The following is a 17,694-nucleotide window of genomic DNA, read 5'->3' on the forward strand; positions in this document are numbered from 1 at the left end:
TCAAAATTTATCACAAAATATTTTAGCCGATATTTTAAAATGAGCTGAATCTACCCGTCACTAAGCGTCTTTTGATACTCCTTGCCCCACTCGCAGAGCTCTTTTAGCACCTTTTCCAGTTGCGCTCCGACGGGGCTTAGCGAGTATTCGACCTTTGGCGGCACTTGCGCATACACCGCTCTTTGCACGACGCCCTGCGCCTCGAGCTCTCTTAGCTGATCGGTAAGAGTTTTTGTGGTGATGCGCCCTAAATTTCGCTTTAACTCGTTAAATCGCACGACTTTTTTAGCGTGGATGAGTGATAAAATTTGCAGCTTCCATTTGCCGCTAAGCACGTTTATGCCGAGGCTCATAGGGCAGGTATCGCTAGATTTTTGGGCTTTTGCCATTTTCTCTCTTTGGTATCAAAAAGGATACAAAATATTAAATTTTAACGTATTGAAGGGCTTTTAAAAATACGCTAGGATTGCATTATATCAAATTTAAAAGGAGAAATTTATGATAATAGACGCTCACGAGCACGTTATGACGCCCATTTCCTTGCAGCTACAAAAGCTCCAAACCGCTGGCATCGATAGGGCGATATTGTTTGGCACGACGCCTCATCCCGAGCGATCGCGAAATTTTAGCGAGTTAAAAGATGAGATGAAAGTTTTGTTTAAGATCCTCTCCGGCAGCGTTTCAAAGGAGGCAAATATGACTAGATACGAGCGAAATAACCTCGAATTAGCCGCGCTTGTAAGGGATTATCCTGATAAATTTTACGCATTTGGTAGCGTGCCGACTGGCTTGACGCAAGGTGAAAACGGGATTTGGATAGAAAAGCTCGCTCAAAGCGGCTTTAAAGGCGTGGGAGAATTTACTTTAAGCGACGAGCAAATTTGCGAGATTGAGCCGATTTTCCAGGCACTTTGCGATTTTAGCGGGCTTTGCGTCTGGGTGCATACGTTTTTCCCGCTTGGCAGAAGCGGACTTGAAATTTTGATGAATTTGACTAAAAAATACCCCAAAATCTCCGTGATTTTCGGGCATATGGGCGGGTATCATTGGATGGATGTGATTGACTTTGCCAGCGTCACCAAAAACGCCTATATCGACCTATCCGCCGCCTTTTCGACGCTCGCGCTTAAAATGGCGATCTCGCAGCTGCCCGAAAAGTGCATTTTTAGCTCCGATGCGCCATACTCCGAGCCGCTGCTTTGCAAGGACGCCGTGAGCTTTGTAAGCGGCAACGAGCAGGTGCGTGAAATGGTGCTTGGAGGCAATATTTTACGGCTTATAGGCGGCTAGAAAAGCCCGAAATTTTCGCTCAAAAACGGCTTAATTGCGTCAAGCGGTACGCTCTTTTTGCCCTCGTCGTAAAATGTGAGACCAATCGGTGAAAGGGTGAAAATTATGTCCGTTTTTATGTCAAATTTAGCAAAAATTTGCTTCAAATTTTCGTCATTCAGGTCTTTAAAAATTTGATTTAGCTTTATCTTTTTTTGCGTTTTTTGCGAGACGAGATCGCAAATTTTCAAGGTTTTATTTTTCGTTAGGCATAGATTTTTGATCTTGTCATTTTGATAAAAAAGCTCTAAATTTTGACTCACGCTAGCGGAGTCTGCGTCCTTTGCGAGCCACGTTTGTTTGAGTGCGTCAAGCTCGGATTTAAGCTCATTTTTATATTTTTTGCTAAATTTTGGCGAGAAAAAGTCGCTCACTATGGCGTCAAATCTTTTGCCATTTTGCACGAGCTGCACGCCAAGAGCCAAAATCTCGTAGTTTGCGGCCTGTTTTAGCGTGGCTTTGTAGGCTTTGTTTTTGATGATGATCTTGCCTGCTAGCTCCTCGCCCTGGGCTTTGACATCTAAATTTAGCCACTCAGACTGCACGGAGAGGGCTGAGATTTTCGTACCGTTTTGCTCCATTTTTCCTTTATCAAAGTCAAATTTAGCCCCGTTAAAAAAGGCGTGTCCGCTGATTTTTGGCGGGATTTGAAAATTTTCACCTGGCTTAAAATTTTCAAATTCATTTTCAAAATAGCTTAGATAAATCTCAAATTTCGCTCCGTCCGCGACACCGTCAAATTTATAAAATTTGCCTGGATTTTCGTGGTCTATCTCATATCCAAAAAGCCCGAACGCCAAAAATAAAATCATAAAAATCGCTCGCATTTTCATCCTTTGAATTTTGAAAGACTCTGTTATAATAAATCATTGACACTTACTTCGCAAACCCTGTTTGCTCCGCAAAACGCCGAACATATAGCACGATTTACGCGGTCAGCTACCGCTTCCCTGTAAATCGGCGGCGATAGCGTCGCTTCACAAGGTTTGACTTCGCTTTAAGAGCTGAAAATAAATGAAATATTGTAACAAAGCCTTTTGAAATTATAACGCAAAAATTAAATTTAAATCCCCAAAGCCCACCTGGTGAAGGGTAAAATTTCACATTTTATGCCCTCGATGCTTAGCTCGCCCGAGTTTGCCACGCTGATGACTTGCAGTCGCGAGACGTTTAAATTTTTAAGCAGTGGGTGAAGTTTTTTAAATTTTAAAAATATGATCTCGCTTGCGCTAAAAGGTATGCAAAGCACGGCAAGTTTCCTTTTTATAAGGAAAAAATCAAGCTCTTTGGTATAAAAAATTTCATCCTTAAATTTAAGTAGCTCGCAAAGGATCACATTCGCAAAAGTCGCGGTGAAGTCCTTCTTCGCGCTCAAAGCGTTTCGTAGAGCGAAATTTCTAAAATATAATTTTTTCGTCGCGTTTGGCTCGTTAAATTTTGGCAAAGTAATTATAAAACCGCTGTTTTCTAGTTCATTAAGCCCGGCATAAACGCTATCTTTTGAAATTTTGACGCTTTGCTTTAAAATTTTATAAATTTCAAAGGCGCTGATGGTGTCGTGACATTTTGATGCGCACTCTTTTATGATGTTTAAATTTACAGGGGTTAGCTCCTTTTTTAGGTCATTTTGTAGGCTCTCGCTCACCTCGCTAGCATCTAAAAACGCACATTTTATCGCCCCTCCGTGAGCTAAAAAATGGCTGAATAAAAAATTTGCGTCTAAATTTTTCTTAAAAAATAGAATAAACTCCTCGTAGTCAAGGTAGCCAAGCTCGAGAACGCTGAAATTTTCAAATCTAAATGACCTTTGATCGGTCGCGATAATGATCGTCTCAAGCGCGCCAGTATCTATCTTTTTTAAAATTTCAGCTTCGTTTTGGCTACTTAGATTGTCCACGCCAAGTGCTTTTAAGCTAGGATGCGCGGCTAAAAATTCGCTCAAATCGGTAAGTAAATTTAAAGGATCCGCCCGCAGATCTTTTAAATTTATATATAGCCTCTCTTCGGCTTTGTATTGCGCCAGATATTCACACATCAGGCTTGTTTTGCCGCTTTGAGGAGAGCCTATTATGAGCGTTTTTTGATTTGAGACGAACTGCTTTCGGTTTATGAATTTTATAGTTTTTAAAGGTGTCTCATAAAAAAAATCTAAATTTTGCAAAATTTCTCCTTTTACGCTATTCTAACATTTCCTTTTTAAAAGGAAATAAAATGGCTAAATTTAATCTCAAAATCGCTAAATTCCTTGACAATATAATGCCTTTTTTGTAAAATCACAACCTCTTTACGCAAGACGTATGTCTGCTCGTATGATCGCTTGATCCTATGCGAGGCTTGTTTATGTGAAGAGGTCGCGAGTTTGCGACAAGTTCTTTTTAAAGGAAAAACAATGGAAAGAATCAGGTTAAAGCTCAAAGCTTATGACCATAGAGTTCTAGACCGCACAGTTGCAGCAATCGTAGAAGCTGTCAAAAGAACTGGTGCTGACGTTCGTGGTCCAGTGCCAATGCCTACAAAAATCAAACGCTACACCGTCTTGAAATCTCCACACATCAACAAAGACTCACGCGAGCAGTTTGAGATGAGGATACACGCTCGTATGCTTGACATCGTAGCGGCTACTCCGGAGACCGTAGATAGTCTGACCAAACTCGACCTTGCTCCAGAAGTGAATGTCGAAGTTCGTGCGATGAAATAAGCGAGCAAAGGATAGAGTATGGAATATATCGTAGAAAAAATAGGCATGAGTAGAACGATTTCTACACAAAGTACCCCGGTTACGTTGCTAAAGCTCGTAGAGGCTAAAGTTTGTGAGATAGACGAAAACAAACGCGCTATCGTGGCTTACGCTCATACGAAAGCAAATAACAAAACTATTGCAGGTCAGCAAAAAAAATACAATCTAACTGCCGAATTCAATAAATTTGCAACTCTTGAAGTGGCAAATAGCGAAGTCGGAAATCTTGATTTCACACCGCTTAGCGAGGCTAAAATTTTAAAAGTTAGCTTCAACTCAAAGGGTAGAGGTTATCAAGGTGTCGTAAAAAGGCACGGATTTAGCGGCGGACCAAAAAGCCACGGCTCACGTTTTCACAGACGCCACGGCTCTATAGGTAACTGCGAATGGCCGGGTCGCGTTCAGCCTGGTATGAAGATGGCCGGACACATGGGTAATGAAAAAGTTACCGTTAAAAACGAGCTAGTCAGCTTCGACGCTGAAAACGGCATCGTCGTTGTCAAGGGTTGTGTTCCGGGACACAATGGCGCAATGGGCAGAATAAGGATCGTAAAATGAGTAAAATTTTAGTATTGAACGATAAATTTGAAAATTCTGGTGAGCTTGAGCTTCCTGCGAGCTACGCGGAGGTAAATCCGCACAACCTTTATCTTTATGTTAAATCTTACCTAGCAGGCATGAGAGCAAATACGGCTCACACTAAAAGTCGTGCTTATGTAAGCGGCGGCGGTAAGAAGCCTTGGAGACAAAAGGGACGTGGCGGAGCGCGTGCGGGCTCTACTAGAACTAACGTATGGGTTGGCGGTGCGGTAGCATTTGGCCCGACAAACGAGAAAAACTACTTTCAAAAAGTGAACAAAAAACAAAAAAGGCTTGCTCTTGAGTGCGCTTTAGCTCAAAAAGCCGAGGCGGGAAAGCTTTTTGCGGTAGATAGTTTGGCGGTAGAGTCAGGTAAGACCAAAGATGCGGCCAAGATCATCGAAGCGCTAAATTTAAGAGATGCGCTTATCGTTAAAGATTTGCTTGATGATAAAACGCTTCTTGCTTTTAGAAATATGGCAAACTGCTATGTAGTTGATGCAAGCGAAGTCAATGCTTACCTTGTTTCAGTCTTTAGCTCAGTGATCGTCGAAAAAGCAGCACTACAAACCATAACAAAAGAGGGCTAAAATGGCAGATATAACTGATATCAAAACGATTATTTATACAGAAAAAACTCTTGGCCTTCAAGAACAAGGTGTCGTAGTCATACAAACTTCACCAAAAGTCACGAAAAACGGGCTAAAAGAAGTTTTAAAAGAGTATTTTGGTGTAACGCCGCTTCGCATAAATTCTCTCAGGATCACAGGCAAAGTCAAGCGTTTCAGAGGAAAAGTAGGTCAGCGCGATGAGATAAAGAAATTTTATGTCAAGCTACCAGAGGGCGTTAGCCTAGAAAATACGGAGGCATAAAATGGCGATAAAATCATATAAACCATATACTCCAAGCCGTAGATATATGACGGGGCTAAGTAGTGAAGACATCACCGCTAAGCCAAGCGTCAGAAGCTTGCTTGTAAAAATTCCGGCAAGCGGCGGTAGAAACAACAACGGACGCATAACTTCAAGACATAAAGAAGCCGGTGCAAAGAAGCTTTATCGTATCATCGACTTTAAGCGTAAGAAATTTGGTATCGAGGGCAGAGTAGAAGCGATCGAATACGATCCAAATAGAAACTGCCGTATAGCCTTGATCTCATATAAAGACGGTGAAAAACGCTATATCATCAGACCAAATGGCCTAAACGTAGGTGATGTCATAGCTTCTATCGACGAGGGCGCGCTCGATATAAAACCGGGCAATGCCATGAAGCTTAAATTTATCCCTGTCGGAACGATCGTTCATAACATCGAGCTAAAACCGGGTAAAGGCGCTCAGATAGCTCGCTCGGCCGGTGGATACGCTCAGCTCATGGGTAAAGAGGAAAAATATGTCATCGTCAGGATGCCAAGTGGCGAGATGAGGCAAATTCTAGCCGAGTGTATGGCAAGTATCGGTGTCGTCGGCAACGAAGATTGGGCTAACATCACGATCGGTAAAGCAGGGCGTAACCGCTATAGAGGCATCCGCCCACAAACTCGCGGCTCGGCGATGAACCCGGTAGATCACCCACACGGCGGTGGTGAAGGTAAGAAAAATTCAGGTCGCCATCCGGTAACTCCGTGGGGCAAACCGACAAAAGGTGCTAAGACTCGCCGTAAAAAAGCAAGCGATAAGCTTATAATTTCAAGAAGGAAAGGAAAATAGAGATGGCAAGATCACTCAAAAAAGGTCCTTTCGTAGATGATCACGTAATGAAAAAAGTTGTCGCTGCTAAGGCTAGCAATGACAATAAACCGATCAAAACTTGGTCAAGACGCAGTACGATTGTGCCTGAAATGATTGGACTAACTTTTAACGTTCATAACGGTAAGAGCTTTATTCCTGTGTATGTAACAGAAAACCACATCGGCTACAAGCTTGGCGAATTTGCTCCGACACGCACATTTAAGGGCCACAAAGGCTCCGTGCAAAAGAAAATCGGTAAGTAGGGGTTAGACGATGAGTAAAGCAATTATAAAATTTGTAAGACTTTCTCCTACGAAAGCTAGACTAATAGCAAGAGAGGTTCAAGGAATGAACGCTGAGCTTGCCCTTGCAAGTTTGCAGTTCATGCCAAACCGCGGAGCTAAATTTATAGCCAACGCTATCAGCTCGGCTGTTGCAAACGGCGGGTTTGAGCCTGAAGAGGTTGTGGTGAGCAGTTGCCGTGTAGATGCCGGTCCTGTATTAAAAAGATTTAGGCCAAGAGCAAGAGGAACTGCGAGTAAAATTCGCAAACCGACTTCTCACGTAATGGTCGAAGTATCTAAAGCTCAAAAGAAGGAAGCGTAATATGGGACAAAAAGTAAATCCAATAGGTCTTAGACTAGGCATCAACCGTAACTGGGAGTCACGCTGGTTCCCTACTAAAGCTAGCCTTCCTGAAAATATCGGCGAAGACTATAAAATTCGCGCATTTTTAAAGAAAAAACTTTACTATGCGGGGATCAGTCAAATCTTGATCGAAAGAACGGCCAAAAAGCTTCGTGTGACCGTCGTAGCGGCTCGTCCCGGTATCATCATCGGCAAAAAAGGCCAAGATGTCGAAAACCTAAAAAATGACGTCAGCAAGCTGATCGGCAAAGAGGTCAATGTAAATATAAAAGAAGAAAGAAAAGCTCAAGCCTCCGCTCAACTAGCGGCCGAAAACGTCGCTATGCAGCTTGAAAAACGTGTGGCTTTCCGCCGCGCAATGAAAAAGGTCATCCAAGGCGCTCAAAAATCAGGTGCCAAGGGTATCAAAATTTCAGTTGCAGGACGTCTAGGTGGTGCCGAAATGGCCAGGACAGAGTGGTATCTAGAAGGCCGCGTGCCGCTTCATACGTTAAGAGCGAAGATCGATTACGGCGTTGCGGAAGCACATACGACTTATGGAAACATAGGTATAAAAGTGTGGATCTTTAAAGGTGAAGTCCTTCAAAAAGGTGTCCAACCTGAAAAAACCGAGGACGATGCACCAAAGAAAACACGCAGACCAAGAAGAGGTAAATAATCATGTTGATGCCTAAAAGAACGAAATTTCGTAAGCAAATGAAAGGTCGCAATCGCGGCTATGCAACTCGCGGTGCATCTTTATCGACAGGCGAATTCGCACTAAAAGCCGTTGAAGCCGGGCGTGTAAATTCACGTCAGATCGAGGCAGCTCGTCAGGCTCTTACTCGCCACGTAAAAAGACAGGCTAAAATTTGGATCAGAGTTTTCCCTGATAAGCCGCTTACCAAAAAGCCTCTACAAACTCGTATGGGTAAAGGTAAGGCCGGAGTTGAAGAGTGGGTAATGAATATCAAGCCCGGTCGTATATTATTTGAAATGGCTGGTGTCAGCGAGGAGCTTGCACGCGAAGCTCTTACTCTAGCTATGCACAAACTGTCTTTCAAGTCAAAATTCGTAACGCGAGAGAGTGAAAATGAAATATACTGAGATCAAAGAAAAAAGCGTTGCAGAATTAAACGCGTTGTTAAAAGAGAAAAAGGTGCTTTTATTTACACTAAAACAAAAGTTAAAAACTATGCAGTTAAGCAACCCTAATGAGATTAGAGCTCTCAAAAAAGAGATCGCTCAAATCAATACTGCAATCAGCGCTTCAAAGTAAGGGGTGAGAAATGGCATTAAAAAGAGAAATTCAAGGCGTAGTTTTACAAAAAGCGGGTGATAAGACGGCTACTATTTTAGTAGAAAGACGCGTTATGCACCCAAGATATCATAAATTTGTAAAACGTTTTAAAAAGTATTTGGTTCATGATGAAAAAAATGAGACAAATGCAGGAGATACTGTCGTAGCCGTTGAGTGCAGACCGCTTTCGGCTCGCAAATCTTTCCGCTTGAAAGCTATTGTTGCAAAGGGAGTTGAGTAATGATCCAAAGTTTTACAAGACTTGCAGTTGCTGATAATAGCGGCGCAAAAGAGTTGATGTGTATAAAAGTTCTTGGTGGCAGTAAAAGACGTTACGCTACTTTGGGCGATGTTATCATTTGTTCTGTCAAAAAAGCTCTTCCAAACGGCAAGATCAAAAAAGGTCAAGTAGTAAAGGCCGTCGTCGTCAGAACTAAAAAAGAGGTTCAAAGAGGCAACGGTTCGCTCATAAGATTCGACGAGAATGCAGCCGTCATCCTAGATAACAAAAGAGAGCCAATCGGAACTCGTATCTTCGGACCCGTAGGTCGTGAGGTTAGATATGCTAACTTTATGAAGATCGTTTCGCTTGCACCGGAGGTTTTATAATGGCGAATGTAAAATTTCAAGTCAAAAAAGGTGATCTTGTAAAGATCATCGCCGGCGACGATAAAGGCAAAACGGGTAAAATTTTATCAGTCCTTGCTAAAAAAAGTCAGGTCATCGTTGAGGGCTGCAAAGTGGCTAAAAAGGCTATCAAGCCAAGTGAAAAGATACCAAATGGCGGTCATATAAACAAAGAGATGCCGATACACATCTCAAATGTAGCGAAAGTCGAGGAATAAGAGCCATGGGTAGATTAAAAGATAAATTTAACGAGAGCATAAAACCTGCTCTTGTAAAAGAATTCGATATCAAAAACCCGATGCTCGTTCCTGCGCTAGAAAAGATAGTTATCAGCGTTGGAGCAGGTGATTTTGCAAAGGATCAAAAGGTGCTTCAAAACATGGCTGATACGATCTCGCTTATCGCCGGACAAAAAGCTGTCATCACGAATGCTAAAAAGTCAGTCGCTGGCTTTAAGGTGCGCGAGGGCTTTCCTGTGGGCATCAAAGTGACTCTTAGAAAAGAGCAGATGTATGCGTTTTTAGATAAGCTCATCTCTATCGCTCTTCCAAGGGTTAAAGACTTCCGTGGCTTGCCTAAAAATGGCTTTGACGGACGAGGCAACTATAACTTCGGTCTTAGCGAACAGCTTATGTTCCCAGAGGTCGAGTATGATAAAATTTTGCGTACTCACGGTATGAATATCACTATCGCTACGACAGCTAAAAATGATAAAGAGGCATTCAAATTGCTAGAGCTATTTGGTTTGCCGTTTGCAAAAGGAAAGTAAAATGGCAAAAAAATCAATGATAGCAAAAGCCGCTCGTGCTCCTAAATTTAAAGTGCGCGGCTATACAAGATGCCAAATTTGCGGACGTCCGCACTCTGTTTATAAAGATTTTGGAATTTGCCGTGTTTGCCTAAGAAAAATGGCTAACGAGGGGTTGATCCCTGGTCTTAAAAAAGCAAGCTGGTAAGGAAAAGATATGTTAAATGATTTAATATCAGACGGACTAACCCGTATTAGAAATGCAAGTATGAGAAAGCTTGAAACGGCTAAATTGCTTCACTCAAAAGTCGTCGAGGCTACACTTTCCATCCTTGCAGCAAAGGGCTACGTAGAAAGCTATAATGTCGTAGAAGAGAACAACAAGAAATTCATCAATGTAGTTTTAAAATACGACGATCATGGCAGAAGCGTCATAAATGAACTAAAAAGAGTTTCAAAGCCGGGACGTAGAGTATATCAAGGAAAAGATGATATCAAACGCTTTAAAAATGGCTATGGAACGGTCATAGTCAGCACCAGTAAAGGCGTTATGAGCGGTATAGAAGCGAGTAAAGTAGGTGTTGGCGGCGAGGTTCTTTGTACGGTTTGGTAAAAATGGTTTTTGCTTTGCTAAATTCTATTCTAAGCAAAGCAAATATTTTACGGTATTGTGGTATTGATTCGAAAATGTAGCAATACCCTAGACAAGTAAAAGGAAAAAAATGTCACGTATAGGAAAACAACCTATCGCTATCCCAAGCGGGGTGGATGTTAGCGTTGCAAATAGCGTCCTAAAATTTAAAAAGGGCAACAATACAAAAGAGCTCGACACAAAAGGGCATGTCGATGTCAAGGTAGAAAACGGTCATATAGTATTTTCGCCAAAGGGCGATGACCGCCAAAGCAGGGCCTACTGGGGAACATATAGGGCACTAGCGAACAATATAGTCACAGGTCTTACAAGTGGCTTCACCCGCCAGCTTGAGATCAATGGCGTCGGCTACAAAGCGGCTGCAAAAGGTAAAATTTTAGAGCTTACTCTAGGTTTTTCGCATCTTATAAATTATGAGCTTCCAAGTGGCGTCGAGGCTAGCGTAGATAAAAACATCATAACTATAAAAGGCGATGATAAGCAAGTAGTCGGTCAAGTCGCAGCTCAAGTAAGGGGCTTTAGACCGCCAGAGCCGTATAAAGGCAAGGGTGTTAAATATGTCGAAGAGCGCATAATCCGCAAAGCGGGCAAGACATCTAAGAAGTAAGGGGCGGTAAATGACAGCAAAAGTATTAAAAAGAAAACTCGCTCTTAGGATTAAGAGAAAAAGAAGGATCAGAGGTAAAATTTCAGGTGTTGCCACGACCCCTAGAGTCTCTATTTTCAAATCAAATAGAACTATTTATGTCCAAGCTATCGACGATGTCACGGCTACGACTATCGCTGCGGCAGACGGTAGAAAGCTAGGCATAAAGGCAAACAAACAGGGTGCAGCTATCCTTGCTAAAGAATTTGCAAGTGCGTTGAAAGCTAAAAAGATAGATACGGCTGTTTTTGATAGGAACGGCTACTTGTATCACGGCGTCATCGCGGCATTTGCTGATGCTTTAAGAGAAAACGGCATAAAACTATAACCCAAAGGAAAATCGATGGAAAAATATAATAGAGAAGAATTTGAAGAAGTAATCGTCGATATCGGTCGGGTTACGAAAGTCGTCAAAGGCGGTCGTAGATTTAGATTTACGGCTTTGGTCGTCGTAGGCAACAGAAACGGGCTAGTCGGCTTTGGCTACGGTAAAGCAAAGGAAGTACCTGACGCGATGAGAAAAGCTATCGATGATGCGTTTAAAAACATCATCCATGTCAAGCTCAAAGGCTCTACTATACCTCACGATGTAGAAGTCAAATATAATGCAAGTAGAATTTTACTTCGTCCGGCTAGCGAAGGTACCGGTGTCATCGCTGGTGGTGGTGCACGCCCTATTATCGAGCTTGCAGGTATCAAAGATATCCTTACGAAATCACTTGGCTCAAATAACTCGGCAAACGTTGTCCGCGCAACTATAAAAGCGCTTAGTTTGCTAAAAAGCTAAGAGAAAGGAACTAATATGGCATTACAAAATTTAACTCCGGCTCCCGGCTCGACTCATGCTACAAAGAGGCTTGGTCGCGGTCAAGGTAGCGGAAATGGTAAAACTGCCGGCAAAGGCAACAAAGGTCAAAGGGCAAGAAAAGGCTACAATGAAAAAAGAGGCTTCGAGGGTGGCCAACAACCGCTTCAAAGACGCCTTCCGAAAGTTGGCTTTACGTCTAAATTCGAAAAACCTTATGTCATCAATGTAGAGAAAATCACCGCTATAAAAGAGCTTAGCGAGATCACTGTCGCGACGATCGCAAGCGTGCATAAAATTTCAAAAAGCGTAACAAAAATTAAACTTATCGGAGTAAGCGCAAAAGAGCTAGCTTCAAAAGTAAAAGACGAGAACGTTAGCGTTAGCGGATCGAAATAATGAATAAAACATTGACCAACAAGATATTAATCACGTTGGCATTTTTGTTCGCGTACAGGATACTGGCATATGTGCCAGTTCCTGGCGTTAATGTCGATGTGATTAAAGAATTCTTTAACTCGAATAATAGCAACGCTTTAGGACTATTTAATATGTTCAGCGGTAAGGCCGCCGAGCGTCTTAGTATCATATCTCTTGGCATCATGCCATACATCACCTCGTCGATCATCATGGAGCTTTTAGCGGCAACTTTCCCAAATTTAGGAAAGATGAAAAAAGAGCGTGACGGCATGCAAAAATATATGCAAATCATCCGCTACGCTACCATAGTCATCACTCTCATCCAGTCTATCGGCGTTTCTATCGGCCTTCAAAGCATAACAGGACGTAGCGGCGAGCAAGCTATAATGATAGATATGAACGTTTTCATCGCTATTTCTGCAGTATCTATGCTGACAGGAACTATGCTACTTATGTGGATAGGCGAGCAGATAACTCAGCGCGGTATAGGAAACGGCATAAGCCTTATCATTTTTGCAGGTATCGTTTCTGGAATTCCAAATGCGATCGGTGGAACGGTAAACCTAATAAATACAAGCGAGATGAATTTCTTGGTTGCGATCGGAATTTTCATCATTATTTTGGTGACTATCGGCATTATCATCTTTGTGGAGATGGGTGAGAGACGCATCCCTATCTCGTATTCACGCAAAGTCGTCATGCAAAATCAAAATAAGCGCATAATGAACTATATCCCGATAAAGGTAAATTTAAGCGGCGTCATCCCGCCTATCTTTGCCAGTGCGATACTTATGTTCCCTAGTACCATTTTGCAAGCAAGCACGAACAAATACGCTCAAGCCATAAACGACTTTTTGAATCCACAAGGATATATGTTCAACTTCTTGACGTTCCTCTTTGTCATCTTTTTTGCATTTTTCTACGCTTCTATCGTCTTTAATACAAAAGACATCAGCGAAAATTTAAAGAGACAAGGCGGGTTCATCCCCGGAGTCAGACCCGGCGAAAATACCGCGAGTTATCTAAACGATGTCGCAGGTAGGCTTACGCTAAGCGGTGCGATTTATCTAGGTCTCATCTCGACCTTACCTTGGGTTTTGGTCAAAACTATGGGTGTGCCATTTTATTTTGGCGGTACGTCAGTGCTCATCGTCGTTTCGGTCGCACTTGATACGATGAGGCGCATAGAGGCTCAAATTTATATGAACAAATACCAAACTCTAAGTGCGGTAGGTCTATAAAATGGCGATCTCGCTAAAAAGACCCGCTGAGATCGAAAAAATGCGAGCGGCGAATAAGATCGTCGCTCAAACGCTAGATCACGTTTCTACCATAATAAAACCCGGAATTTCACTCCTTGAAATAGATAAAATTTGCGAAGATATGATAAGAGCTGCCGGTGCCAAACCCGCTTTTAAAGGGCTTTACGGCTTTCCAAACGCAGCTTGCATAAGCGTGAACGAGGTCGTCATACACGGTATCCCAAACCAATACGTTTTAAAAGAAGGCGATATCGTGAGCGTCGATATAGGCTCAAATTTAGACGGATATTTCGGCGATAGCGCCAGGACGTTTGGAGTCGGTAAAATTTCAAAGGAAGATGAAGAGCTCATCGCGTGCAGTAAGGACGCGCTTTATTTCGCGGTGGATTTCATAAGAGCTGGCATGCATTTTAAAGAGATTTGCTACGAGCTTGAAAAATTTATAATCGCTCGCGGGTTCGTGCCGCTTCGCGGATACTGCGGACACGGCATAGGCAGACGCCCCCATGAAGAGCCTGAAATTCCAAATTATCTGGAAGGAAACAACCCAAAGGCCGGTCCGAAGATTAAAAACGGAATGGTTTTTTGCATAGAGCCGATGATCTGCCACACTGACGGCACCCCGATAGTCGGTGAGGATAAATGGAAAGTCACTGCAAAAGACGGCCTAAGAACGAGCCATTACGAGCATTGTATGGCTATTATAGATAATAAAGCCGAAATTTTATCGATAGCTTGAAATTTTAAATTTAAGAAAGGAGGATAGATGGCAAAAGATGACGTCATAGAGATTGACGGCAACGTAGTCGAGGCATTGCCAAACGCAACATTCAAAGTCGAGCTTGACAATAAGCATGTGATTTTGTGTCATATAGCAGGCAAGATGAGAATGCACTATATAAAGATAATGCCAGGAGACCGTGTCAAGGTAGAGCTTACGCCTTATAGCCTTGATAAAGGTCGCATAACTTATAGATATAAGTAAAATTTCAGTATCGTCAGATCCGTTATCGGCGACATACTAAGTAAATTTAAAGCTGGATTTGGATAAAATCCAACCTTTGCAACAAGCTGTATGAAGAATTGTTTTCAAAGTTCCCACTTATTTTGAAAATAGTTGGTTTAAAATTTTTCTTTAAACCTGATGCAGCCCCTAAAAAAGTGGAATAAATTTTTAGGAGACTAAGATGAAAGTTCGTCCTTCTGTAAAGAAGATGTGTGACAAATGCAAAATTGTCAAACGTAGCGGTATCATTCGTGTTATCTGCGAAAATCCAAAACATAAACAAAGACAAGGATAAGGCATGGCACGTATTGCAGGTGTAGATTTACCAAACAAAAAGAGAATAGAGTATGGTTTGACATATATCTATGGCATAGGTCTTTACAAGTCACGTCAAATTCTTGACGCTGCGGGTATCTCTTACGACAAGAGAGTTTTTGAGCTGAGTGAAGATGAGGCCGCAGCCATCCGTAAAGAGATCCAGGAGCATCATATAGTCGAAGGTGACCTTAGGAAACAAGTCGCTATGGATATAAAGGCACTTATGGATCTTGGAAGTTATAGAGGTCTTCGCCATAGAAAAGGCCTTCCTGTTCGCGGACAAAAGACAAAAACTAACGCAAGAACTAGAAAAGGCAGACGTAAAACCGTCGGCGCGGCTACTAAGTAAGGCAAGGGTTAAAGGATAGTAAATGGCAAAAAGAAAAATCGTAAAGAAAAAAGTTGTTAGAAAAAGTATAGCCAAAGGTATCGTTTATATCAGTGCGACATTTAATAATACGATGGTGACCGTTACCGATGAGATGGGGAATGCTATCGCATGGAGCAGTGCCGGTGGTCTTGGATTTAAAGGAAGCAAAAAATCGACTCCTTACGCAGCTCAACAAGCTGTTGAAGATGCACTAAATAAAGCAAAAGAGCATGGTATAAAAGAAGTCGGTATAAAAGTACAAGGTCCGGGCAGCGGACGCGAAACGGCAGTTAAGAGCGTAGGAGCGGTCGAAGGCATCAAAGTGACTTTTCTTAAAGATATCACCCCGCTTGCACACAATGGTTGCAGACCACCAAAACGCCGCCGTGTCTAAGAATAGAAATTAGGAGAAATTATTATGGCTAGATATACAGGACCTGTTGAAAAACTAGAAAGACGTCTTGGTGTTTCTCTTGCACTAAAAGGCGAGAGAAGGCTTGCAGGTAAAAGTGCGCTTGATAAAAGACCGTATGCACCGGGACAACACGGACAAAGAAGAGCGAAAATAAGCGAATATGGCTTACAGCTTCGCGAGAAGCAAAAAGCTAAATTCATGTATGGAATTTCAGAAAAGCAATTTAGAAGATTGTTCCAAGAAGCAGCACGTCGCGAGGGAAATACCGGTGCGCTTTTAGTCCAGCTTTTAGAGCAAAGGCTAGATAACGTAGTTTATAGGATGGGCTTTGCGACAACTCGTCGTTTCGCACGTCAGCTCGTAACTCACGGACATATCCTTGTAAACGGTAAGAGAGTGGACATCCCTTCTTACAGAGTGGAGCCGGGATCTAAAGTAGAAGTTATCGAAAAATCTAAAAATAATCCGCAAATTGTTCGCGCGATTGATCTTACCGCTCAGACCGGTATCGTCGGCTGGGTTGATGTTGAAAAAGATAAGAAATTTGGAATTTTCACCAGAAATCCAGAAAGAGAAGAGGTTATCATTCCGATAGAGGAAAGATTCATAGTCGAGCTTTACTCAAAATAATAGAAGGTATAAAGATGAGAAAGATTACTACATCAGCTTATATGCCAACTGAGATCGAAGTTCAAAGCATCAGCGAGAACGTAGCAAAGATAACTGCATATCCTTTTGAGACCGGTTATGCAGTCACATTGGCTCACCCGCTTCGTCGTCTTCTTTACACAAGCACGGTCGGTTTTGCGCCTATTGGCGTAAAGATCAAAGGTGTCAGCCACGAATTTGACAGTATGCGCGGCATGCTTGAGGACGTTGCGTTTTTCATTATAAATTTAAAGAAAATTCGCTTCAAACTCAAAAACGATAGCGAACGTGAGGTCGTAGAGTATAGCTTTAAAGGTCCAAAAGAGATAACGGGAGCCGATCTTAACAACGATGTCGTAGAGATCGTGAACCCCGATGCTTATCTTGCTACGATCAATGAAGACGCAGAGCTAAATTTCAGCGTTATCATTCAAAAGGGTATCGGATATGTGCCTAGCGAGGAGATCCGCGAGGAGATCGAGGACGATTATATCGCACTTGATGCTTTCTTCACTCCTGTCAAAAAAGCTGTATATGAGCTTGAAAACGTTCTTGTAGAAGACGATCCGGACTATGAAAAGATTGTATTTACCATCACGACAGATGGTCAAGTAGGCCCGATAGAGGCATTTAAACACTGCCTAGAGGCCATGTATCAACAAATGTCAGTATTTAAAGGCGTTTTAGATATCGATGTGAACGCTCCGATGATGAGCAGTAGTGTCGGCGGGGAGCATGCAAAGCTACTTTCAAGCGTCGAAGAGCTAAATTTAAGCGCTAGAAGCTTCAACTGCCTTGATAAGGCTGAGATCAGATATATAGGTGAGCTTGCATTGATGGATGAAAACGAGCTTAAAGATCTTAAAAATTTAGGCAAAAAATCTCTTGAGGAGATAAAAGCCGTCATGGAAGAGATCGGCTATCCTGTGGGTAGTGATGTGCTAAAAGATAGTAAAGAGCAGCTGCGAAAAAAGATCGCCGAGCTAAAATCACAAATGAGTGCAAAAGAATAAAAGGACAATAAATGAGACATAAACACGGATATCGAAAACTTGGTAGAACGTCATCTCATAGATCCGCGTTGCTTAAAAATTTAGCTATCGCGATCATCAAAAACGAAAAAATAGAGACGACACTGCCAAAAGCTAAAGAGCTTAGAAGCTATGTCGAAAAGCTCATCACAAGAGCCAGAAAAGGTGACTCTAACGCTCATAGAGCGGTTTTTGCCGCTTTGCAAGACAAAGAGAGTACAAATAGGCTAGTCACTGAAGTCGCCCCTAAATTTAAAGAGCGCAACGGCGGCTACACAAGGATAATCAAAACCCGCATCCGCCGTGGCGATGCTGCAGAGATGGCATATATCGAACTGGTAAGCGAATAACTAAATTCAAATGGAGGGCTAAATTTTGCCCTCTGCTTCCCCTTATTTTTATACCTTTTGTTATTAGTAACGTCTTATAATCGTCTCCAAATTTT

The 17,694-nt window shown here is 42.3% G+C and carries 33 protein-coding genes; 30 read left to right on the top strand and 3 right to left on the bottom strand.

Annotation, left to right across the window (positions count from 1 at the left end; all coding sequences use genetic code 11):
• Positions 1–50: 50 nt before the first annotated feature.
• Positions 51–389 carry a winged helix-turn-helix transcriptional regulator gene (locus HMPREF1139_RS02665; protein WP_009649607.1) on the bottom strand — a complete coding sequence of 113 codons (339 nt, stop codon included), beginning with the start codon at positions 387–389 and terminating at the stop codon, positions 51–53.
• Positions 390–498: 109 nt separating this feature from the next.
• Between HMPREF1139_RS02665 and HMPREF1139_RS02670 the strand changes: the two genes are divergently transcribed.
• Positions 499–1,290 carry an amidohydrolase family protein gene (locus HMPREF1139_RS02670; protein ID WP_009649751.1) on the top strand — a complete coding sequence of 264 codons (792 nt, stop codon included), beginning with the start codon at positions 499–501 and terminating at the stop codon, positions 1,288–1,290.
• Here the strand turns inward: HMPREF1139_RS02670 and HMPREF1139_RS02675 are convergent.
• Entirely contained in the window at positions 1,287–2,156 is an 870-nt protein-coding gene (locus HMPREF1139_RS02675) for an S-adenosylmethionine tRNA ribosyltransferase (protein WP_009649878.1), read from the bottom strand. The two genes, HMPREF1139_RS02670 and HMPREF1139_RS02675, sit on opposite strands and share 4 nt — an antisense overlap.
• Before the next feature lie 236 nt (positions 2,157–2,392).
• Entirely contained in the window at positions 2,393–3,490 is a 1,098-nt protein-coding gene (locus tag HMPREF1139_RS02680; RefSeq protein ID WP_009649614.1) for an ATP-binding protein, read from the bottom strand.
• A 228-nt stretch (positions 3,491–3,718) separates the two neighbouring features.
• Here HMPREF1139_RS02680 and rpsJ point away from each other — a divergent pair, with 228 nt between their 5' ends.
• The 29 genes from rpsJ to rplQ all read left to right on the top strand — a co-directional run bounded on the left by rpsJ (position 3,719) and on the right by rplQ (position 17,599).
• Complete coding sequence (gene rpsJ / locus HMPREF1139_RS02685; RefSeq protein WP_009295257.1) at positions 3,719–4,027, top strand: 30S ribosomal protein S10; 309 nt, start codon at positions 3,719–3,721, stop codon at positions 4,025–4,027.
• Positions 4,028–4,045: 18 nt separating this feature from the next.
• Complete coding sequence (rplC, locus tag HMPREF1139_RS02690) at positions 4,046–4,624, top strand: 50S ribosomal protein L3 (RefSeq protein WP_009649777.1); 579 nt, start codon at positions 4,046–4,048, stop codon at positions 4,622–4,624.
• Positions 4,621–5,235 carry a 50S ribosomal protein L4 gene (rplD, locus tag HMPREF1139_RS02695; protein WP_009649562.1) on the top strand — a complete coding sequence of 205 codons (615 nt, stop codon included), beginning with the start codon at positions 4,621–4,623 and terminating at the stop codon, positions 5,233–5,235. Before rplC ends, rplD begins: the two co-directional genes overlap by 4 nt.
• A gap of 1 nt (position 5,236) precedes the next feature.
• Positions 5,237–5,518 (top strand): 50S ribosomal protein L23, encoded by a 282-nt coding sequence (locus tag HMPREF1139_RS02700; protein WP_009649499.1) that lies wholly within the window; start codon positions 5,237–5,239, stop codon positions 5,516–5,518.
• A 1-nt stretch (position 5,519) separates the two neighbouring features.
• Complete coding sequence (gene rplB / locus HMPREF1139_RS02705; RefSeq protein ID WP_009649696.1) at positions 5,520–6,353, top strand: 50S ribosomal protein L2; 834 nt, start codon at positions 5,520–5,522, stop codon at positions 6,351–6,353.
• 2 nt (positions 6,354–6,355) lie between these two features.
• Positions 6,356–6,637: a 30S ribosomal protein S19 gene (rpsS, locus tag HMPREF1139_RS02710; protein WP_009649595.1), complete on the top strand. Its 282-nt coding sequence runs from the start codon at positions 6,356–6,358 to the stop codon at positions 6,635–6,637.
• Positions 6,638–6,647: 10 nt separating this feature from the next.
• Positions 6,648–6,980 (top strand): 50S ribosomal protein L22, encoded by a 333-nt coding sequence (rplV, locus tag HMPREF1139_RS02715; RefSeq protein ID WP_011992852.1) that lies wholly within the window; start codon positions 6,648–6,650, stop codon positions 6,978–6,980.
• Between the two features lies 1 nt (position 6,981).
• Positions 6,982–7,680: a 30S ribosomal protein S3 gene (gene rpsC / locus HMPREF1139_RS02720; protein WP_009649492.1), complete on the top strand. Its 699-nt coding sequence runs from the start codon at positions 6,982–6,984 to the stop codon at positions 7,678–7,680.
• A 2-nt stretch (positions 7,681–7,682) separates the two neighbouring features.
• Complete coding sequence (gene rplP, locus HMPREF1139_RS02725; protein WP_009649480.1) at positions 7,683–8,108, top strand: 50S ribosomal protein L16; 426 nt, start codon at positions 7,683–7,685, stop codon at positions 8,106–8,108.
• Positions 8,095–8,280, top strand: a complete 186-nt coding sequence (gene rpmC / locus HMPREF1139_RS02730; protein WP_009649515.1) for a 50S ribosomal protein L29 — start codon at positions 8,095–8,097, stop codon at positions 8,278–8,280. Before rplP ends, rpmC begins: the two co-directional genes overlap by 14 nt.
• A gap of 10 nt (positions 8,281–8,290) precedes the next feature.
• Complete coding sequence (gene rpsQ / locus HMPREF1139_RS02735; protein ID WP_009649669.1) at positions 8,291–8,542, top strand: 30S ribosomal protein S17; 252 nt, start codon at positions 8,291–8,293, stop codon at positions 8,540–8,542.
• Entirely contained in the window at positions 8,542–8,910 is a 369-nt protein-coding gene (gene rplN, locus HMPREF1139_RS02740) for a 50S ribosomal protein L14 (protein ID WP_009649740.1), read from the top strand. The genes rpsQ and rplN overlap by 1 nt, the downstream gene beginning before the upstream one ends.
• Positions 8,910–9,146 (top strand): 50S ribosomal protein L24, encoded by a 237-nt coding sequence (rplX, locus tag HMPREF1139_RS02745; protein WP_009649611.1) that lies wholly within the window; start codon positions 8,910–8,912, stop codon positions 9,144–9,146. Before rplN ends, rplX begins: the two co-directional genes overlap by 1 nt.
• A gap of 5 nt (positions 9,147–9,151) precedes the next feature.
• Positions 9,152–9,697: a 50S ribosomal protein L5 gene (rplE, locus tag HMPREF1139_RS02750; RefSeq protein WP_009649613.1), complete on the top strand. Its 546-nt coding sequence runs from the start codon at positions 9,152–9,154 to the stop codon at positions 9,695–9,697.
• Position 9,698: 1 nt separating this feature from the next.
• Positions 9,699–9,884 carry a type Z 30S ribosomal protein S14 gene (locus tag HMPREF1139_RS02755; protein WP_009649734.1) on the top strand — a complete coding sequence of 62 codons (186 nt, stop codon included), beginning with the start codon at positions 9,699–9,701 and terminating at the stop codon, positions 9,882–9,884.
• Positions 9,885–9,893: 9 nt separating this feature from the next.
• Positions 9,894–10,289: a 30S ribosomal protein S8 gene (gene rpsH, locus HMPREF1139_RS02760; protein WP_009649667.1), complete on the top strand. Its 396-nt coding sequence runs from the start codon at positions 9,894–9,896 to the stop codon at positions 10,287–10,289.
• Between the two features lie 109 nt (positions 10,290–10,398).
• Complete coding sequence (gene rplF / locus HMPREF1139_RS02765; protein WP_009649839.1) at positions 10,399–10,935, top strand: 50S ribosomal protein L6; 537 nt, start codon at positions 10,399–10,401, stop codon at positions 10,933–10,935.
• A 10-nt stretch (positions 10,936–10,945) separates the two neighbouring features.
• Complete coding sequence (rplR, locus tag HMPREF1139_RS02770) at positions 10,946–11,302, top strand: 50S ribosomal protein L18 (RefSeq protein WP_009649864.1); 357 nt, start codon at positions 10,946–10,948, stop codon at positions 11,300–11,302.
• Between the two features lie 15 nt (positions 11,303–11,317).
• A complete protein-coding gene (gene rpsE, locus HMPREF1139_RS02775) occupies positions 11,318–11,761 on the top strand; it encodes a 30S ribosomal protein S5 (RefSeq protein WP_009649732.1) in 444 nt (147 codons plus the stop codon).
• A gap of 15 nt (positions 11,762–11,776) precedes the next feature.
• The gene (gene rplO / locus HMPREF1139_RS02780) at positions 11,777–12,178 is read left to right on the top strand and encodes a 50S ribosomal protein L15 (RefSeq protein ID WP_009649704.1); all 402 of its coding nucleotides are present in this window, start codon (positions 11,777–11,779) and stop codon (positions 12,176–12,178) included.
• Complete coding sequence (secY, locus tag HMPREF1139_RS02785; RefSeq protein WP_011992908.1) at positions 12,178–13,440, top strand: preprotein translocase subunit SecY; 1,263 nt, start codon at positions 12,178–12,180, stop codon at positions 13,438–13,440. The genes rplO and secY overlap by 1 nt, the downstream gene beginning before the upstream one ends.
• Position 13,441: 1 nt before the next feature.
• Entirely contained in the window at positions 13,442–14,200 is a 759-nt protein-coding gene (gene map / locus HMPREF1139_RS02790) for a type I methionyl aminopeptidase (RefSeq protein ID WP_009649617.1), read from the top strand.
• Positions 14,201–14,227: 27 nt separating this feature from the next.
• A complete protein-coding gene (infA, locus tag HMPREF1139_RS02795) occupies positions 14,228–14,446 on the top strand; it encodes a translation initiation factor IF-1 (RefSeq protein WP_009649712.1) in 219 nt (72 codons plus the stop codon).
• A 202-nt stretch (positions 14,447–14,648) separates the two neighbouring features.
• Positions 14,649–14,762, top strand: a complete 114-nt coding sequence (gene rpmJ, locus HMPREF1139_RS11215) for a 50S ribosomal protein L36 (protein WP_002941545.1) — start codon at positions 14,649–14,651, stop codon at positions 14,760–14,762.
• Positions 14,763–14,765: 3 nt separating this feature from the next.
• Complete coding sequence (rpsM, locus tag HMPREF1139_RS02800) at positions 14,766–15,134, top strand: 30S ribosomal protein S13 (protein ID WP_009649750.1); 369 nt, start codon at positions 14,766–14,768, stop codon at positions 15,132–15,134.
• 22 nt (positions 15,135–15,156) lie between these two features.
• Complete coding sequence (rpsK, locus tag HMPREF1139_RS02805) at positions 15,157–15,549, top strand: 30S ribosomal protein S11 (RefSeq protein ID WP_009649639.1); 393 nt, start codon at positions 15,157–15,159, stop codon at positions 15,547–15,549.
• A gap of 24 nt (positions 15,550–15,573) precedes the next feature.
• Positions 15,574–16,200 (top strand): 30S ribosomal protein S4, encoded by a 627-nt coding sequence (rpsD, locus tag HMPREF1139_RS02810; protein ID WP_009649525.1) that lies wholly within the window; start codon positions 15,574–15,576, stop codon positions 16,198–16,200.
• Between the two features lie 14 nt (positions 16,201–16,214).
• A complete protein-coding gene (locus HMPREF1139_RS02815) occupies positions 16,215–17,231 on the top strand; it encodes a DNA-directed RNA polymerase subunit alpha (protein ID WP_009649689.1) in 1,017 nt (338 codons plus the stop codon).
• Between the two features lie 11 nt (positions 17,232–17,242).
• Complete coding sequence (gene rplQ / locus HMPREF1139_RS02820; protein WP_018137097.1) at positions 17,243–17,599, top strand: 50S ribosomal protein L17; 357 nt, start codon at positions 17,243–17,245, stop codon at positions 17,597–17,599.
• Positions 17,600–17,694: the final 95 nt, after the last annotated feature.

The sequence above is a fragment of the Campylobacter sp. FOBRC14 genome, from assembly GCF_000287855.1.
GTDB lineage: Bacteria > Campylobacterota > Campylobacteria > Campylobacterales > Campylobacteraceae > Campylobacter_A > Campylobacter_A curvus.

Coding starts and splice junctions, on each gene's coding strand:
- HMPREF1139_RS02665 (WP_009649607.1), bottom strand. CDS start 389: ATGGCAAAAGCCCAAAAATCTAGCGATACCTGCCCTATGAGCCTCGGC.
- HMPREF1139_RS02670 (WP_009649751.1), top strand. CDS start 499: ATGATAATAGACGCTCACGAGCACGTTATGACGCCCATTTCCTTGCAG.
- HMPREF1139_RS02675 (WP_009649878.1), bottom strand. CDS start 2,156: ATGCGAGCGATTTTTATGATTTTATTTTTGGCGTTCGGGCTTTTTGGA.
- rpsJ (WP_009295257.1), top strand. CDS start 3,719: ATGGAAAGAATCAGGTTAAAGCTCAAAGCTTATGACCATAGAGTTCTA.
- rplC (WP_009649777.1), top strand. CDS start 4,046: ATGGAATATATCGTAGAAAAAATAGGCATGAGTAGAACGATTTCTACA.
- rplD (WP_009649562.1), top strand. CDS start 4,621: ATGAGTAAAATTTTAGTATTGAACGATAAATTTGAAAATTCTGGTGAG.
- HMPREF1139_RS02700 (WP_009649499.1), top strand. CDS start 5,237: ATGGCAGATATAACTGATATCAAAACGATTATTTATACAGAAAAAACT.
- rplB (WP_009649696.1), top strand. CDS start 5,520: ATGGCGATAAAATCATATAAACCATATACTCCAAGCCGTAGATATATG.
- rpsS (WP_009649595.1), top strand. CDS start 6,356: ATGGCAAGATCACTCAAAAAAGGTCCTTTCGTAGATGATCACGTAATG.
- rplV (WP_011992852.1), top strand. CDS start 6,648: ATGAGTAAAGCAATTATAAAATTTGTAAGACTTTCTCCTACGAAAGCT.
- rpsC (WP_009649492.1), top strand. CDS start 6,982: ATGGGACAAAAAGTAAATCCAATAGGTCTTAGACTAGGCATCAACCGT.
- rplP (WP_009649480.1), top strand. CDS start 7,683: ATGTTGATGCCTAAAAGAACGAAATTTCGTAAGCAAATGAAAGGTCGC.
- rpmC (WP_009649515.1), top strand. CDS start 8,095: ATGAAATATACTGAGATCAAAGAAAAAAGCGTTGCAGAATTAAACGCG.
- rpsQ (WP_009649669.1), top strand. CDS start 8,291: ATGGCATTAAAAAGAGAAATTCAAGGCGTAGTTTTACAAAAAGCGGGT.
- rplN (WP_009649740.1), top strand. CDS start 8,542: ATGATCCAAAGTTTTACAAGACTTGCAGTTGCTGATAATAGCGGCGCA.
- rplX (WP_009649611.1), top strand. CDS start 8,910: ATGGCGAATGTAAAATTTCAAGTCAAAAAAGGTGATCTTGTAAAGATC.
- rplE (WP_009649613.1), top strand. CDS start 9,152: ATGGGTAGATTAAAAGATAAATTTAACGAGAGCATAAAACCTGCTCTT.
- HMPREF1139_RS02755 (WP_009649734.1), top strand. CDS start 9,699: ATGGCAAAAAAATCAATGATAGCAAAAGCCGCTCGTGCTCCTAAATTT.
- rpsH (WP_009649667.1), top strand. CDS start 9,894: ATGTTAAATGATTTAATATCAGACGGACTAACCCGTATTAGAAATGCA.
- rplF (WP_009649839.1), top strand. CDS start 10,399: ATGTCACGTATAGGAAAACAACCTATCGCTATCCCAAGCGGGGTGGAT.
- rplR (WP_009649864.1), top strand. CDS start 10,946: ATGACAGCAAAAGTATTAAAAAGAAAACTCGCTCTTAGGATTAAGAGA.
- rpsE (WP_009649732.1), top strand. CDS start 11,318: ATGGAAAAATATAATAGAGAAGAATTTGAAGAAGTAATCGTCGATATC.
- rplO (WP_009649704.1), top strand. CDS start 11,777: ATGGCATTACAAAATTTAACTCCGGCTCCCGGCTCGACTCATGCTACA.
- secY (WP_011992908.1), top strand. CDS start 12,178: ATGAATAAAACATTGACCAACAAGATATTAATCACGTTGGCATTTTTG.
- map (WP_009649617.1), top strand. CDS start 13,442: ATGGCGATCTCGCTAAAAAGACCCGCTGAGATCGAAAAAATGCGAGCG.
- infA (WP_009649712.1), top strand. CDS start 14,228: ATGGCAAAAGATGACGTCATAGAGATTGACGGCAACGTAGTCGAGGCA.
- rpmJ (WP_002941545.1), top strand. CDS start 14,649: ATGAAAGTTCGTCCTTCTGTAAAGAAGATGTGTGACAAATGCAAAATT.
- rpsM (WP_009649750.1), top strand. CDS start 14,766: ATGGCACGTATTGCAGGTGTAGATTTACCAAACAAAAAGAGAATAGAG.
- rpsK (WP_009649639.1), top strand. CDS start 15,157: ATGGCAAAAAGAAAAATCGTAAAGAAAAAAGTTGTTAGAAAAAGTATA.
- rpsD (WP_009649525.1), top strand. CDS start 15,574: ATGGCTAGATATACAGGACCTGTTGAAAAACTAGAAAGACGTCTTGGT.
- HMPREF1139_RS02815 (WP_009649689.1), top strand. CDS start 16,215: ATGAGAAAGATTACTACATCAGCTTATATGCCAACTGAGATCGAAGTT.
- rplQ (WP_018137097.1), top strand. CDS start 17,243: ATGAGACATAAACACGGATATCGAAAACTTGGTAGAACGTCATCTCAT.